The organism is Streptomyces sp. NBC_00083 (assembly GCF_026343295.1).
Lineage (GTDB): Bacteria > Actinomycetota > Actinomycetes > Streptomycetales > Streptomycetaceae > Streptomyces.
In genome coordinates this window covers 142,656-156,361 of sequence record NZ_JAPELY010000003.1, presented here as the reverse complement: position 1 = coordinate 156,361, position 13,706 = coordinate 142,656, and the positions used below count along the sequence as shown (strand labels likewise).

The 13,706-nt window shown below is 73.1% G+C and carries 15 protein-coding genes; 9 read left to right on the top strand and 6 right to left on the bottom strand.

All coding sequences use genetic code 11. From position 1 onward, the window contains the following. The first annotated feature begins 125 nt into the window (after nucleotides 1-125). Entirely contained in the window at nucleotides 126-866 is a 741-nt protein-coding gene (locus tag OOJ98_RS24585; RefSeq protein WP_267057190.1) for an SDR family NAD(P)-dependent oxidoreductase, read from the top strand. Nucleotides 867-1,010: 144 nt separating this feature from the next. Here the strand turns inward: OOJ98_RS24585 and alc are convergent, their stop codons facing one another. Together alc and allB are read right to left on the bottom strand one after the other, a co-directional pair. Continuing rightward, the gene (gene alc, locus OOJ98_RS24580; RefSeq protein ID WP_267057189.1) at nucleotides 1,011-2,126 is read right to left on the bottom strand and encodes an allantoicase; all 1,116 of its coding nucleotides are present in this window, start codon (nucleotides 2,124-2,126) and stop codon (nucleotides 1,011-1,013) included. Nucleotides 2,127-2,130: 4 nt separating this feature from the next. Then, on the bottom strand, nucleotides 2,131-3,468 hold the full coding sequence (allB, locus tag OOJ98_RS24575; protein WP_267057188.1) for an allantoinase AllB: 1,338 nt from the start codon (nucleotides 3,466-3,468) through the stop codon (nucleotides 2,131-2,133). Nucleotides 3,469-3,805: 337 nt separating this feature from the next. Here allB and OOJ98_RS24570 point away from each other — a divergent pair, with 337 nt between their 5' ends. Continuing rightward, nucleotides 3,806-4,609 carry an IclR family transcriptional regulator gene (locus tag OOJ98_RS24570; RefSeq protein WP_267057187.1) on the top strand — a complete coding sequence of 268 codons (804 nt, stop codon included), beginning with the start codon at nucleotides 3,806-3,808 and terminating at the stop codon, nucleotides 4,607-4,609. Nucleotides 4,610-4,752: 143 nt separating this feature from the next. On the opposite strand, the gene OOJ98_RS24565 is transcribed toward OOJ98_RS24570, so the two are convergent. After that, entirely contained in the window at nucleotides 4,753-5,469 is a 717-nt protein-coding gene (locus OOJ98_RS24565; RefSeq protein ID WP_267057186.1) for an ABC transporter ATP-binding protein, read from the bottom strand. Further along, complete coding sequence (locus OOJ98_RS24560; protein WP_267057185.1) at nucleotides 5,466-6,509, bottom strand: ABC transporter permease; 1,044 nt, start codon at nucleotides 6,507-6,509, stop codon at nucleotides 5,466-5,468. Before OOJ98_RS24560 ends, OOJ98_RS24565 begins: the two co-directional genes overlap by 4 nt. A 134-nt stretch (nucleotides 6,510-6,643) precedes the next feature. Here OOJ98_RS24560 and OOJ98_RS24555 point away from each other — a divergent pair, with 134 nt between their 5' ends. The 5 genes from OOJ98_RS24555 to OOJ98_RS24535 all read left to right on the top strand — a co-directional run bounded on the left by OOJ98_RS24555 (nucleotide 6,644) and on the right by OOJ98_RS24535 (nucleotide 10,329). Then, on the top strand, nucleotides 6,644-7,831 hold the full coding sequence (locus OOJ98_RS24555) for a sensor histidine kinase (RefSeq protein ID WP_267057184.1): 1,188 nt from the start codon (nucleotides 6,644-6,646) through the stop codon (nucleotides 7,829-7,831). Further along, on the top strand, nucleotides 7,828-8,469 hold the full coding sequence (locus OOJ98_RS24550) for a response regulator transcription factor (RefSeq protein ID WP_267057183.1): 642 nt from the start codon (nucleotides 7,828-7,830) through the stop codon (nucleotides 8,467-8,469). The genes OOJ98_RS24555 and OOJ98_RS24550 overlap by 4 nt, the downstream gene beginning before the upstream one ends. A gap of 109 nt (nucleotides 8,470-8,578) precedes the next feature. Further along, on the top strand, nucleotides 8,579-8,905 hold the full coding sequence (locus tag OOJ98_RS24545) for a hypothetical protein (protein ID WP_161245948.1): 327 nt from the start codon (nucleotides 8,579-8,581) through the stop codon (nucleotides 8,903-8,905). A gap of 9 nt (nucleotides 8,906-8,914) precedes the next feature. Continuing rightward, nucleotides 8,915-9,724, top strand: coding sequence for a papain-like cysteine protease family protein (locus tag OOJ98_RS24540; RefSeq protein ID WP_267057182.1), 810 nt, complete (start codon nucleotides 8,915-8,917; stop codon nucleotides 9,722-9,724). A gap of 8 nt (nucleotides 9,725-9,732) precedes the next feature. After that, nucleotides 9,733-10,329, top strand: a complete 597-nt coding sequence (locus OOJ98_RS24535) for a hypothetical protein (RefSeq protein WP_267057181.1) — start codon at nucleotides 9,733-9,735, stop codon at nucleotides 10,327-10,329. A 183-nt stretch (nucleotides 10,330-10,512) separates the two neighbouring features. Here OOJ98_RS24535 and OOJ98_RS24530 read toward each other — a convergent pair whose 3' ends face one another. Further along, nucleotides 10,513-10,656, bottom strand: coding sequence for a hypothetical protein (locus OOJ98_RS24530; RefSeq protein WP_267057180.1), 144 nt, complete (start codon nucleotides 10,654-10,656; stop codon nucleotides 10,513-10,515). A 133-nt stretch (nucleotides 10,657-10,789) separates the two neighbouring features. Between OOJ98_RS24530 and OOJ98_RS24525 the strand changes: the two genes are divergently transcribed. Continuing rightward, on the top strand, nucleotides 10,790-12,274 hold the full coding sequence (locus OOJ98_RS24525; RefSeq protein WP_267057179.1) for a PLP-dependent aminotransferase family protein: 1,485 nt from the start codon (nucleotides 10,790-10,792) through the stop codon (nucleotides 12,272-12,274). 50 nt (nucleotides 12,275-12,324) lie between these two features. Here OOJ98_RS24525 and OOJ98_RS24520 read toward each other — a convergent pair whose 3' ends face one another. Then, entirely contained in the window at nucleotides 12,325-12,630 is a 306-nt protein-coding gene (locus tag OOJ98_RS24520) for a DUF5955 family protein (protein WP_267057178.1), read from the bottom strand. Between the two features lie 165 nt (nucleotides 12,631-12,795). On the opposite strand from OOJ98_RS24520, the gene OOJ98_RS24515 reads away from it, so the two are divergent. Further along, a complete protein-coding gene (locus tag OOJ98_RS24515) occupies nucleotides 12,796-13,452 on the top strand; it encodes an NTP transferase domain-containing protein (protein WP_267057177.1) in 657 nt (218 codons plus the stop codon). Nucleotides 13,453-13,706: the final 254 nt, after the last annotated feature.

Below are 13,706 nucleotides of genomic sequence, written 5' to 3'. Positions count from 1 at the left end.
GAACGCCCGGCTCCGCTACCGGGACTCGGTGTCCGAAGGCCGCCAGCGCAGGGACCACCCGAGGGGTTTGATTGAACTCGCAACAACATATGGATCATGCGCACACCGAAGAAGAGGACCTCTCCATGAACTCGCTCAACGGCAAGAAGACCCTGGTCACGGGCGGTAGCCGGGGCATCGGGGCAGCCGTCGCGCTACGGCTCGCCGAGCAGGGCGCCGATGTCGCCGTCACCTACGTCCAGGACGAGGAGGCGGCCCGGGGGGTGGTCGCGAAGATCGAGGCGATGGGGCGGCGCGGGCTCGCGCTGCGCGCGGACCTCGGCGAGGCCGCCGCCGCGGCACAGACGGTCGAGCGGACCGCGGAGGCCTTCGGCGGCCTCGACATCCTGGTCAACAACGCGGGCGTGGGCGTGCTCGCCCCGCTCGGCGAACTCGGCCTCGACGATGTCGACCGGGTGCTCGCGGTCAACGTGCGCGGTGTCTTCCTCGCCTCCCAGGCCGCGGCGGGCCACCTGCCCCGCGGCGGCCGGATCATCACGATCGGCTCGTGCATGACCCAGCGGGTACCGGGGCCCGGCGGCACGCTCTACGCGCTGAGCAAGGCGGCCCTGAGCGGACTCACCAAGGCGCTGGCCCGCGAACTCGGCGAGCGCGGGATCAGCACGACCCTCGTCCACCCGGGCCCCATCGACACGGAGATGAACCCGGCGGACGGACCGTACGCGGACGGGCAGCGCGCGATGACCGCGCTCGGCCGGTTCGGTTCGGCCGGGGAGGTCGCCGCGATGGTGGCGTATCTGGCGGGTGACGACGCGGCGTACGTGACGGGCGCGGAACTCGCCGTGGACGGCGGCCACGCGGCCTGACCCCCTCCCCGGCCCGGCCCGGAGGATCTCGAAAGGGGCGGGGCGGAGCAAAAAACAACGCGAGGCACCCCGGTGCTGTCGGGTCGGGGTGCCTCGCGTCGACGGGCGGGTGTCGTGCCGCCCTGCTCATGGGGTACGGGGCGGTCAGCCGCCCAGTTCCTGGTGGCGCGCGGTCAGCCGCGCCGCGCCGGCCTCTGTGAGGGAGCCGAAGAGGCGGAGCCGCGAGATGCCGCCGTCGGGGAAGATGTCGACCCGGACGTGGGTGCCGACGGCCGGCGCGTCCAGGACGAAGCGGTGGTTCGTGTCGGGCTGCAGACGCGTGCGGGGCAGCACCTGCGCCCACTCCCCCGACTCCCCGTCGCGCACGGAAAGCGCCGCCCACCCGGCGGAGTTGCCCTTCAGGTACGCCGTGTCGATCTCGACCGCGCGGATCTCGGACTGCGCCGCCAGCTGGTAGCGGATCCAGTCGTTGCCCTTGTCGCGGCGGCGCCGGGTCTCCCAGCCGTCGTCCATCTTGCGGGAGCGGCCCGGCTGGATGGTGTTGGTGGCGGGTGAGTAGAAGCGGTCCGACGCGTCCTCGACCTGGCCGCCGTTCTCCAGCGCCGCGAGGTCGAACGTGCCGAGCACGGCCAGCCAGCGCGGGTCGGGCGCGACCTCTCCGTACACGCGCAGGCGCGCCACACCGCCGTCCGGGTGCTGGTTGAGCCGCAGGTGTGTGAAGCGCTGCTCGACGTCGACCGCGAAGCCGTTGGCCGCGTGGCCGCCAACTGCCGTACGGGGTACGAGCGTTGTCCACTTCACGTCGGGGGCGAGCAGCTCCTCGGGCGACGGGGAGCCCGGCACCGAGGCACCCTCGACCGAGACGGCCTGCGGGTAGTTGCCGCGGAAGTGGGCGGTGTCGACGACGATGCCGCGGATGACGCCGGGCGCGCCGAGGCGGATGAGCGCCCAGTCGTGGTCCTCGTCGGTGGGGTGCGGCTGCTCGGCCGAGACGCCGCGGCGGCGCCGGGTCTCCCAGCCGTCCATGATCTTGCCCTTGTGCCCGAAGTGCTCGGGGTCGAACTCGGCCGCCTCGGGCTTGAGCAGGTTCTCGCGCTCGGCGAAGAACTCGTCGTTCGCCGCGATCACGCCCGCGCCGAGGCGCCGGTCGGCGAGGTCGGCGTACTGGGTGAAGGAGAAGTCGGCGGAGCGGTAGTCCGCGTAGGGGTCGCCGCCGCCGAAGGGGCTGGCGTCACCGGTGAAGGTGGGCAGGGTGCTCACGGTGTCAGTTGTTCCTTTCGAGCAGGCGGCCGGTGGGCTCGGCGATGACGCCGTCGTGCTGGATGCGCTCTCCGCGCAGCCAGGTCGACTTGACGACACCGTGCAGCGTCTTGCCCGCGTAGGCGGTGACGCGGTTGCGGTGCTGGAGTTCGGCGGGGTCCACCGTGAAGGTCGCGTCGGGGTCGAGCACCGCGAAGTCGGCGTCGCGGCCGGCCTCGATGGCGCCCTTCTGGGTCAGCCCGACGAGGTCGGCCGTCGCGGTCGACATCCAGCGGACGACGTCCTCCAGCGTGTGGCCGCGCTTGCGGGCCTCGGTCCAGATGGCGGGGAGGCTGAGCTGGAGACCGGAGATGCCGCCCCACGCGGTGGCGAAGTCGTCGGTCTTGAGGTCGGCGGTGGACGGCGAGTGGTCGGTGACGACGCAGTCGATGGTGCCGTCGGCGAGCGCCGCCCACAGCAGGTCGCGGTTGGCGTCCTCGCGGATCGGCGGGCAGCACTTGAACTCGCTCGCCCCGTCCGGGACTTCCTCGGCCGTGAGGGTGAGGTAGTGCGGGCAGGTCTCGACGGTGAGGCGTACGCCGTCGCGCTTGGCGGCTGCGATCAGGGGCAGCGCGTCGGCGGAGGACAGGTGCAGCACGTGCACCCGGCCGCCGATCCGCTGGGCGGCGGCGATCAGACCCTCGATCGCGGCGTTCTCGGAGACCTTGGGCCGGGTCTGGAGGTAGTCGGCGTACTTGGGGCCGGTGAGGTGCGGGGCCGCGTCGAGCTCGTGCGGGTCCTCGGCATGGATGATCATCAGGCCGTCGAACCCGGCGATCTCGGCGAGCGAGCGCTCCAGCTGCGCCTGGTCGAGCTCGGGGAACTCCTCGACGCCGGACGGCGAGAGGAACGCCTTGAAGCCGAAGACGCCGGCCTCGTGCAGCGGCGCGAGGTCCTTGACGTTGTCGGGCAGCGCGCCGCCCCAGAACCCGGTGTCGATGTGCGCCTTGCTCGCGGCGACCTCCTGCTTGATCCGCAGGTTCTCCACCGTGGTGGTCGGCGGCAGCGAGTTGAGCGGCATGTCGACGAGCGTGGTGATGCCGCCGGCGGCGGCCGCGCGGGTGGCGGTCCAGAAGCCCTCCCACTCGGTGCGGCCGGGGTCGTTCACATGGACGTGGGTGTCGACGATGCCGGGCAGCAGCACGTCGCCCCCGAAGTCCTCGAGGCGGGCGCCGGCCGGGACCTCGGCCTCGTACGGCAGTACGGCCGCGATCTTCCCGTCGGCGACGGCGACCGTCGCCGGGCGCGTCCCCTCGGGGGTGATGACGCGCGTCGAGCGCAGTACCAGGTTGACGTCGGACACCCGAGCCCCTCACTTCCTGCCGGCGGAGTCTTCCGGTGTCGGCAGGATTTTTTTCCGCACACCGGAATTCAACGATCTGTTGAAGGAGTTTGCGCGCTGCCCGACGAAACCGTCAAGGGTGGCCGACGCGTGACGGCCGACACGGGCATGACTCTTGGAGGTTTCCACAGAATGGAATTAAGATTTCACCAAGCAGAATGTAGATACCGCCACGGGGTGCCGCACATGAACGGACAAACCCGCTCTGACCGGCAAGGACACCTGCCCTGTCCAGGGTAGGCCGGACAACCGCCCGATAGTCTGCTCCTTCGCCTGCCAGCACCGAAAGGAACGCGCCGTGCCGACGTCAAGCGCCAGCACCACCGACGCCTCCAAACCCTCCGCCGCCAGCGGAGGAGTCCAGTCTCTCGAGCGCGCCTTCGATCTCCTCGAGCGGATGGCCGACGCCGGGGGCGAGGTCGGCCTCAGCGAGCTCTCCGCGAGCAGCGGCCTGCCCCTTCCGACCATCCACCGGCTGATGCGTACGCTCGTGGCCTGCGGCTACGTGCGCCAGCAGGCCAATCGGCGCTATGCGCTCGGCCCCCGTCTGATCCGGCTCGGCGAATCGGCCTCCCGGCTGCTCGGCACCTGGGCCCGGCCGTATCTGACCCGCCTCGTCGAGGAGACCGGCGAGACCGCGAACATGGCGCTGCTCGACGGCGACGAGATCGTCTACGTGGCGCAGGTGCCGTCCAAGCACTCCATGCGGATGTTCACCGAGGTCGGCCGCCGGGTGCTGCCGCACTCCACGGGCGTGGGCAAGGCGCTGCTCGCGTACACCCCGCCTGAGGAGGTCCGCGCGCTGCTCGCGCGCACCGGCATGCCGGCCGCGACGGAGAAGACGATCACCACGGCGGACGGTTTCCTCGACGCGCTGGAGCAGGTCAGGCGCGCCGGGTACGCGGTCGACGACAACGAGCAGGAGATAGGGGTCCGTTGCCTCGCGGTGTCGGTGCCCAACTCCCCCACCGCGGCGGCCATTTCGATCTCGGGTCCGGCCGGCCGGGTCACCGAGGCGGCCACCGACCGGATCGTGCCGATCCTCCAGGGCATCGCCGAGGAGCTCTCGACGGCGCTGGCGAACACGGGCGCCCAGACCTGAGCCGCTCGCCGACCTGAGGCGCTCACCAAGGTGAGCCGCCGCCCCGGCCGAGGTCCGGGCAGCGCACCGCGAAAACCCCGGAGGTGTCCGACACCGCCGGGGTTTCGCGCGTTCCGGGGCCGGGGCCGCCCGCCCCGTCGCGGTCAGCCCGTCGTCGCGCGGGCCGCGCCGAGCCGCCCGTCGGTCATGGTCACCACGGTGTCCATCCGGTCCAGATGGGCGCGGTCGTGGGTGACGAGGACGGTGGCCGTACCGCGGTCGCGGGCGAGGGTGAGCAGGAGGTCGAGGACCGCGGCGCCCCGCTCGTGGTCGAGGGCGCTGGTGGGCTCGTCCACCAGGAGCACGGCGGGCTCGTTCATCAGGGCGCGGGCGATGTTGATCCGCTGGCGCTGGCCGCCGGAGAGCTGGTGGGGACGGCGGTGGGCCTGTCCGTCGAGCCCGACGGCGGCAAGGAGTTCCAGCGCGCGGGCGCGGGTCTCGCGCGGCCTGCGGCCCGAGAGGTGCGCCATCACCTGGAGCTGTTCGGCGGCGGTGAGCGCGGGCAGCAGGTTCGGCTGCTGGAAGACGATGCCGATGGAGGTGCGGCGCAGTGCCGCCTTCTCGGCGGGGGTCAGCGCGGCGGTGTCGGTCCCGGCCACCACCACCCGCCCGCTGTCCGGCGTGACGAGGGTCGCCGCGACCGCGAGCAGGCTGGACTTGCCGGAGCCGGAGGGCCCCGCACAGGCCGTCACGGTCCCGGCCGCCACGGACAGGGAGACCCCGTCGAGCGCGGTGAGGCGGCCCTCGCCGTCCGGGTAGGTCAGGGTGACCTCGTCGAGGAGCAGGGGCGGGGTCGTGGAGGGGGTCGTGGGCGGGGTCATCGGGCACTCCCGAGCGCGGTCAGCGGGTCGACGGCGGTGATGCGCCGGACGGACAGGGCGGCGCCGATCACGCCGAGGACGATGAGCACGGCGGCCGGGCCGAGCGTGGTGGCCGGGTCGAGCACGAAGGGCACGGCGCCGCCGACCAGGGAGCCGGCGAGCGAGGCGAGACCGGCGCCCAGGAGCGTGCCCAGGGTCAGCATCACGACCGCCTGGCCGAGCGCGTCCTTGAGGAGGTACGGCGTGGAGGCGCCGAGCGCCTTGAGGACGGCGATGTCGCTGCTGCGCTGGATCGTCCACACGGTGAAGAACGCGCCGACGACCAGCGCCGAGATGACGAAGAGGAAGCCGCGCATCAGCTGGAGCGAGCCGTTCTCCGCCTGGTAGGAGGGCAGCGCCGCGAGCGCGTCGGCGAGCGTCAGGCTCTTGGTGCCGAGCGCCCTGTCGGTCGCGGCGAGGTCCGCGCCGCCGCCGAGGGTGAGCGCGACCACGGTCGCGGGGGCGTCGTTCGCGAGGGCCGTCCACACGACCGGGGTGTGGCTGTAGGAGTCGTCGCCCTCGACCGCCGTCACGGCGAGCGTCCGGCCGCCGACGGTGAGGGTGTCGCCCGGCTTCGCGCCGAGGTCGTCGGCGGCGGTACGGGACAGGACGACGGAGCCGTCGCGCACGGCGGCCGGGGCCAGGTGCGAGCCGGGCCGCACAGCGAAGGCGGACACCGCGGCCGTGCGCCCGCCCGCCGTGGCGTTCAGGGTGGACACGGCGAGCGGCTGCGCGTCGGACACCCCGGGCGCCCGCTGCCACTTGTGCCAAGTGGCGCTCTGGACAACGGAGTTGGTGAAGGAAGCCGACTGTCCGGACGGCGGTGCCGCGAAGGCGAGCCGGTCGGCGGGCAGGGCGCTGACGGCCGAGGTGTTGTCCCGCGCCAGCCCGGCGGTGAGCCCGGACAGCAGCCCCACCAGCAGGGTGATGAGCACCACGACCGTACCCATCAGCGCGAACCGGCCCTTGGCGAACCGGAGGTCTCTCCATGCGACGAACATGGGTCCAACCCTGCTGGCCGGGGCCCCGCCGTCGCATCGCGCGCGGGCATGCTCCGCGGTATCGAAGGGTGCATCCGCACATCAAACTTTCGGTTGACCGGGGCCGTCCGCCCGGCCCGTACGCTGGAAGTCCTATGGATTCCGCACGCCCCCACACCCCCGTCGCCGCCCTGTTGCGCCTGTGTCTGCACGCGCTGCTCGCCGGCCTGCTCGCGCTCGCCGCGGTCCGGGCCACCGGCGGCGGCGCGCCGCACGCGTGGGCCGTCGTCGGGGCGGTGGCCCTGATGGCGACGGTGTACGCGGTGGGGGTCGCCCTGCCCGCGGTGCGGCCCAGGACCACGGCGGCCGCGGTGTGGCTGGGGGCGCTCGGCGCGGCGTGGGCCGTGCTGCTCGTCGTCTCCCCCGACGCCCTGTGGGCCGCCTTCCCGCTCTACTTCCTGCTGCTCCACCTGCTGACGCTGCGCTGGGCGCTGCCCGCGGTGCTCGCCGCGGCGGGCGCCGCCATCGCGGGCTTCCTGTTCCACGGGCAGCAGGTCACGCCGGGCGCCTTCATAGGGCCGCTGATCGGGGCGGCGGTCGCCGTCGCCACGGTGCTCGGGTACGACGCGCTGTACCGCGAGAGCGAGCGGCGCCGCGAACTCATCGACGAGCTGGTGGCCACCCGCGCCGAGCTGGCGGAGGCGGAGCGCACCGCCGGCACGCTGGCCGAGCGCGAGCGCCTCGCCCGGGAGATCCACGACACGCTCGCCCAGGGCCTGTCCTCGATCCAGCTGCTCCTGCGCGCCGCCGAGCGTGTACTGCCCGCGGGCGATCCGGCCCGCGACCACGTCGAGCAGGCCCGCCGCGCGGCCCAGGACAACCTGGCGGAGGCGCGCCGCTTCGTGAAGGCGCTCACCCCGCCCGACCTGGAACAGGGCTCGCTCTCCGGCGCCCTGGAGCGCCTGTGCGCCGGGGCGCCGGGGCCCGCCGTGCAGTTCGGCGTGAGCGGCACCCCGGTGGAGCTGCCGACGCCGTACGAGGTGGCCCTGCTGCGCATCGCGCAGTCGGCGCTCGCCAACACGGTGCAGCACGCGGGCGCGGGCCGGGCCGAGATCACCCTCAGCTTCATGGACACCTCGGTCGCCCTGGACGTCGTGGACGACGGCTGCGGCTTCGACCCCGCGCGGCGCCGGGCGGAGGGGACCGGCGGCTTCGGGCTGCCCGCGATGCGCTCGCGCGCCCAGTCGCTCGGCGGCACGCTGAGCGTGGAGTCGGCGCCGGGCCAGGGCACGGCCGTCGCGATCACCCTGCCGCTTCCGCTGCCGGTGGCGGGTGCCCGGTGAACGCGGCGCCCATCCGGCTGCTGCTCGCCGACGACCACCCCATCGTGCGGGCCGGGCTGCGCGCGGTCCTCGACACCGAGCCCGGCTTCGCGGTGACCGGGGAGGCCGCGACCGCCGAGCGCGCGGTGGAGCTGGCCGCCTCCGACGCGTACGACGTCGTCCTGATGGATCTGCAGTTCGGGGCCGGGATGCACGGCGCCGAGGCGACCGCACTGATCACCGCGCGGCCGGGCGCCCCGCGTGTCCTCGTCCTCACCACGTACGACACGGACGCGGACATCCTCGCTGCGGTGGAGGCGGGGGCGGCGGGCTATCTCCTCAAAGACGCCCCGCCCGAGGAGCTGGCGGCGGCGGTACGCACCGCGGCGGCGGGCCAGTCGGCGCTCGCGCCGGCCGTGGCGCACCGGCTCATGGACCGGATGCGGACGCCGGCGGAGGCGCTGACGCGGCGGGAGCTGGAGGTGCTTCAGCTCGTCGGCGACGGGCTCTCCAACCTGCAGATCAGCAAGCGGCTGTTCTTGAGCCAGGCCACCGTCAAGTCCCATCTTGTCCATATCTACGCCAAGTTGGGGGTGGACTCGCGCACGTCGGCGGTCGCCGCCGCGAGCGCGCGCCGTCTTATCCGGCAACCGGGCTGAATGCTTCCGTCCGTGTGATCCGCCGTCCCAGCGGAGGGGCCCACGGAGCCCGCGGTGCGTCATGCTGCTGGCATGTTCCCGGCGTGAACCGGACCGTGTGGAGGCCCTCATGCCCCAGACCTGCCGCCAGTACTGGTGGAACCTGCAAGGGCGGTGCAGGCTCAACTTCAACTGGGCCGCCATCAACCACGACTCGACGGTCGTGGTGACCGCGTCCGAGTACAGCGTGGACGGCAACGACCCCCGGCACAGCCCGCGCTTCGTCGGCGGCGCGACCATCACCGTCGAGAACATCAGCCCGCACGCGCCGCCCTACGACCCCAACCACGGCGTCACGTTCGTCGTCAACGTCGACTGGGGCGCACCCCTGCACATCGTCACCGACATCACGGTCCTCGACGGACCGCCGGTCGACATCGAGTACCAGAACGGCTGAGGGGGTCCGATGCCACGCACCGTGCGCCAGTACTGGCACGGCCTCAGCGGCCGTACCGTGCTGAACTTCAACTGGAACGAGATCGACCACGACTCGACGGTCTGGGTGACCGTGTCCGAGTACTCCCCGAACGCCTCCGACCTCAAGCACAGCCCGCGCTTCGTGGGCGACGCCAACGTGCGGGTCGGCAACATCAGCCCGCACTCGCCGCCGTACGACCCCAACCACGGGGTGACGTTCGTGGTCACCGTCGACTGGGGTGCGCCCCTGAACATCGTCACCGACATCACGGTGCTCGACGCGAAACCGGACTACCGCCTCTGGGACTACCAGCGCCTCGCCTTCGTCATGCAGGCGCAGACCCAGAGCAACTGGTGCTGGGCCGCGGTCGCGACGAGCGTCGCGCTCTACTACAACGCGGCGAGCACCTGGACGCAGTGCCAGGTCGCCAACGCCCAGACCGGCCAGACCAATTGCTGCACCCCGGCCGGCGCGTCGGGCAGCGCCTGCAACAGCCAGCAGCCGCTGGACAACCCGCTGAGCATCGTGGGCCATCTGAACCGGATGGTGGCCAACCGGGTCGACTTCGCCGAGGTGGAGAGCGAGATCAAGGCAGGCCGACCGCTGTGCATCCGGATCGGCTGGGCGGCGGGCGGCGGCCACTTCTGTACCGCGACCGGCGTCGACGCCCCGGCCGACCGGGCGATCGTCGCCGTGGACGACCCGATCTACGGCAGGTCCGACCAGGTGTACGCCACCCTCGCCACCAGCTACCAGGGCAGCGGGACCTGGACGCACAGCTACTACACGAGGAGCTAGGACCGGCCATGACACTCCAGTCACCATCGCCCCCCGAGCAGTCGCGCGCGGCGGCCGAGTCCGGTCTCCGGCTCCTGGCAGGACTCGGGCGGGTACGCACCGAAACGCTGCTCCCGGCGGCCCCGGACGATCTGCGCCTCTCGGACCCGGTGCAGATGTACACGCTCGCGCCCGGCCAGGCGCTGGCCGACGCGCGGGCGGTGGCGTGGCGCTATCTGGTCCGGCACGGCGACGAGCCGGTGGCACTCGCCGAGACCGTACGCGACGCCTCGGGCGAGCACGTCTTCAGCCAGCTCAACTACGGGCCGTTCGTGGCGGGTACGGCGGCGGCCCTCGACGCGGCGAGCGGCCCCGTCGGGGCCGGGGAGGGGGCCGGCGTCGCCGAGGATGCCGGTGTCGCGGAGGTGCGGCTGCTGCATGTGCCGGCGGTGCACTTGATCGCGGTGTGGCTGCACGGGGACGCGGGCGACACGCTCATCCCGGCTCCGCCGGTGCCGGCGGGGCTGGACGCGACGCGCGCCTACCCGGCGGGCGCCCTGCTCGCCCTGACGGCGGAGCTGGCCCCACCCCCCCTGCCCCCCACGGACCCCCGAGGCGGCACCTGACCCCGGCCCGTCTCGCGCGCCCTCAGACCCCCTCCCGTGCGGCACAGCGGCGGTGCCGGGGGCCCTGCAGGGGCGCGGGGAACTGCGCGGGAAGCGGGCACGGTCCGCAGACGAAAGCGGGGTTTCGAGGGGCGCGGCGAACTGCGCGGGATGCCGGCACGGTCCGGACGCGAAAAAGCGGGGTCAGGGCCGCGGGGAGCCGCGCAGCCAGGCTCGGCCCGCGCGCAGCCGGGCGCGGAGCCACCCGCGCCGCAGGCAGAACACCCCCTCCTCCACCCGCCGCTGCACATCCCGCTCGAACCGATCCGTGATCACCGTGGTCGCCACACGCCGCTCCATGACACCCCTCACCCCGCACCGGTCCACCCGGCACATCCGTCACACCCGGCCAATCGGCCGGCCACACCCCAGCCTGTAGGCTGATTGGCCTGGAAGGCATGGCCAATTCAGGGAGGTTGGCATGGCAGGCATGCCAGTGGTCCGGTCCGTGGACACCGTCAGCAGCGCCGCACGCACGCTGGGCAGCCGCCAGCTCGCAGGGCAGGTCACCGCGCTCACCGGCCCCCGCCCCGGCTACCGCGCCCTGGCCCAGGGCGTCCGCACCCTGCTCCTCGACGGCCGCATCCCGCTGCACACCCGGCTGCCCGCCGAGCGCGAGCTGGCCACCGCCCTGGAGGTGAGCCGGGCCACGATCACCGCCGCGTACGACCTGCTCCGCGAGGGCGGGTACGCGCTGAGCCGGCGCGGCTCGGGCACCTGGACCGGGCTTCCCGAGGGCGCGGCCCCGGCCAGCGTGGCCGGCTACCAGGCACCCGACGGCGTCATCGACCTGGCGATGGCCGCGCCGAGTGCCCCCGCCGAGCTGACCGCCGCGTTCGCACTGGCCGGGCCCGAGCTGGCCCGCCACACCGCGGGCAACGGCTACCACCCGCTCGGCCTGCCGGAGCTGCGCGCCGCCGTCGCCGAGCGCTACACCCGGCGCGGGCTGCCCACCCTGCCGGAGCAGATCCTGATCACCACCGGCGCCCAGTCCGCCGTGTCCTTGGTGATGAACCTCCTCGGCCGCCCCGGCGACCGCGCTCTCGTGGAGAGCCCGTCCTATCCGAACGCCCTGGACGCGGTGCGCCACGCCGGGCTGCGGATCACCCCCGTACCCGTGACGGAGGACGGCTGGGACATCGAGCTCCTGGAGTGCACGCTGCGCCAGACCGCGCCGCGGCTCGCCTACCTCATCCCGGACTTCCAGAACCCGACCGGCGCCCTGATGAGCACCGAGCAGCGCACGCGGCTGCTGCGGGCGGCCCGCGCCACCGGCACCTGGCTGCTCATCGACGAGACCATGGCCGAGATGGCCTTGGAGGGACCGGCTCCGGCGCCGCTGGCCTCCCTCGCCCACCAGGGCGAGTCGGAGCAGCTCGTCACGGTCGGCTCGCTGAGCAAGACCCACTGGGGAGGCCTGCGCATCGGCTGGGTCCGGGCGGGTTCACGGCTCGTCAACGAGCTGGCCGCGCTGCGCATCCACGTGGATCTCGCACCCTCGCTGGTCGACCAGGTGCTCGCGGGGACGCTGCTGCCCGGCATGGACGACGTCCTGGCGAAGCGGCTGCCGCAGCTGCGTACGCGGCGTGACGCGCTGGCCGGCGCCCTCGCCCGCCATCTGCCCCAGTGGCGGTGGCAGACTCCGCCCGGCGGCCTCAGCCTCTGGGTGGACCTCGGCCGGCCCATCGCGGGGGCGCTGGCCCAGGCGGCGCTGGGCCACGGCGTGAACCTCCAGCCGGGCTCCCGTTTCGCCGCCGATCCGGGCACGCACGAGCACCGGCTGCGCCTCCCCTTCGTCCACGGGCCGGAGCTCATGGAGGAGGCGGTGCGCCGCCTCGCGGCGACCCTCGACGCGGGGCTCCCCGCCTTCACAGGAGAGCAGAACCGCCCGCACTGGGTGGCGTGAACTTCCCTCTGGGGGAAGGGGAGTTCAGCACCGGAACGATCATTCCTCGATCATGGGCGGACCGGCGGCTCGCCGAACAACTCCACCGCCCTGCGTACGTCCGTGACCGCGCCGGCCAGCGCGCTGACCGAGCCGATCGACCCCGCGATCAGCAGCAGGGAGCGCCGCAACCGCGGCACCTCCGGAACGCCGCTGATGGCCATCGCGTCGAGCGACGCCAGCTCGTCCTCGGCCACGGCCCGGTCGGGAAACTCCGCCGGATGACCGGCGAGCTGTCGGCGCAGCCGGGACACGGCCGCCCGCAACTCGCTCACTCTGGGATCCTCGCCACTGCCGGTCACGGCCCTCTGCTCCACGCCTCGCAACAAAATTCCTCCCCCACGCACGTCCTTGTGCAGGTGTTCAGAACCCGTGCAGCGAAGGTCAACTGCCGGGATGCGCGGGTCAGTTAACGCCATGCGGTGTGTCGTGCGCCACTACGGGGACGGAATTCGACAGAAGCGGCAGGTATATGTGGGGCCATGACACAACCAACGACAAATGCCGCACAGGTCACGGCAGTGCTGCTCGCCGCCGGCGGCGGGCGACGGCTCGGCGGCCGCCCCAAGGCCCTGCTGCCGCACCGCGGCCGCCCGCTCGTCGAGAACGCCGTCCGGGTGCTGCGCGAGGGCGGCTGCCGCACGGTGTACGTGGTGCTGGGCGCCGCGGCCGACGAGGTACGGGCCCGCGCCGACCTGACGGGGTGTGTCCTGGTCGACAACCCGGGCTGGGCCGAGGGCATGGGCTCGTCGCTGCGCGCGGGCCTCGACGCGCTGGCCGGGGCGGACGAGGCGGCGCACTGCGCAGGAGGCCCGGGGGGCGGCGCGGACGGCGGGCCGCGGGCCGCCCTGGTGAGCCTGGTCGATCAGCCGGGCATCGGCGCCGAGGCGGTCGCGCGGGTGCTCGCCGCCCACCGTTCGGGCGATTCGCTGGTGGCGGCTTCGTACGCCGGAAGACGCGGCCACCCGGTGCTGTTCGGGGCCGGCCGGTGGGCGGAGATCGCGGCCTCCGCGACGGGCGACCGGGGCGCTCGCGCGTATCTGAAGGCCCACGAGAGCGAGATCACGCTCGTCGAGTGCGGGGACGTCGCCGAGCCGTACGACATCGACACCGAGGCGGATCTCGGCCGTCTCCAGTAGACCTGGAGTACACAGGGAGAGACGGGAAAGGCGTCCGCTGACACGGGAAGGATGTCCGAAGACGCGGAGTGAACGGGGTGGCACCCAGCGCCATGGTCCCTCGACCCGGAGAATCTCGACATCAACAAACCATTGAACTTCCACCATGAGGAAACTAGTATCCACTGTTCAGAAGCGCCCGTCAGATCAGCCGGCGCCCACAGTCGTATCTCGGAGCCCTGGCACTGAGTGCCATTTCATGGCGACCCGGCGGC

What these genes read in the sequence shown, in the direction of transcription:
- OOJ98_RS24545 (WP_161245948.1), top strand. Translation starts at nt 8,579, where the DNA reads ATGCCCCAGACCTGCCGCCAGTACTGGTGGAACCTGCAAGGGCGGTGC.
- OOJ98_RS24535 (WP_267057181.1), top strand. Translation starts at nt 9,733, where the DNA reads ATGACACTCCAGTCACCATCGCCCCCCGAGCAGTCGCGCGCGGCGGCC.
- OOJ98_RS24560 (WP_267057185.1), bottom strand. Translation starts at nt 6,509, where the DNA reads ATGTTCGTCGCATGGAGAGACCTCCGGTTCGCCAAGGGCCGGTTCGCG.
- OOJ98_RS24540 (WP_267057182.1), top strand. Translation starts at nt 8,915, where the DNA reads ATGCCACGCACCGTGCGCCAGTACTGGCACGGCCTCAGCGGCCGTACC.
- OOJ98_RS24515 (WP_267057177.1), top strand. Translation starts at nt 12,796, where the DNA reads ATGACACAACCAACGACAAATGCCGCACAGGTCACGGCAGTGCTGCTC.
- OOJ98_RS24565 (WP_267057186.1), bottom strand. Translation starts at nt 5,469, where the DNA reads ATGACCCCGCCCACGACCCCCTCCACGACCCCGCCCCTGCTCCTCGAC.
- OOJ98_RS24585 (WP_267057190.1), top strand. Translation starts at nt 126, where the DNA reads ATGAACTCGCTCAACGGCAAGAAGACCCTGGTCACGGGCGGTAGCCGG.
- OOJ98_RS24525 (WP_267057179.1), top strand. Translation starts at nt 10,790, where the DNA reads ATGGCAGGCATGCCAGTGGTCCGGTCCGTGGACACCGTCAGCAGCGCC.
- OOJ98_RS24555 (WP_267057184.1), top strand. Translation starts at nt 6,644, where the DNA reads ATGGATTCCGCACGCCCCCACACCCCCGTCGCCGCCCTGTTGCGCCTG.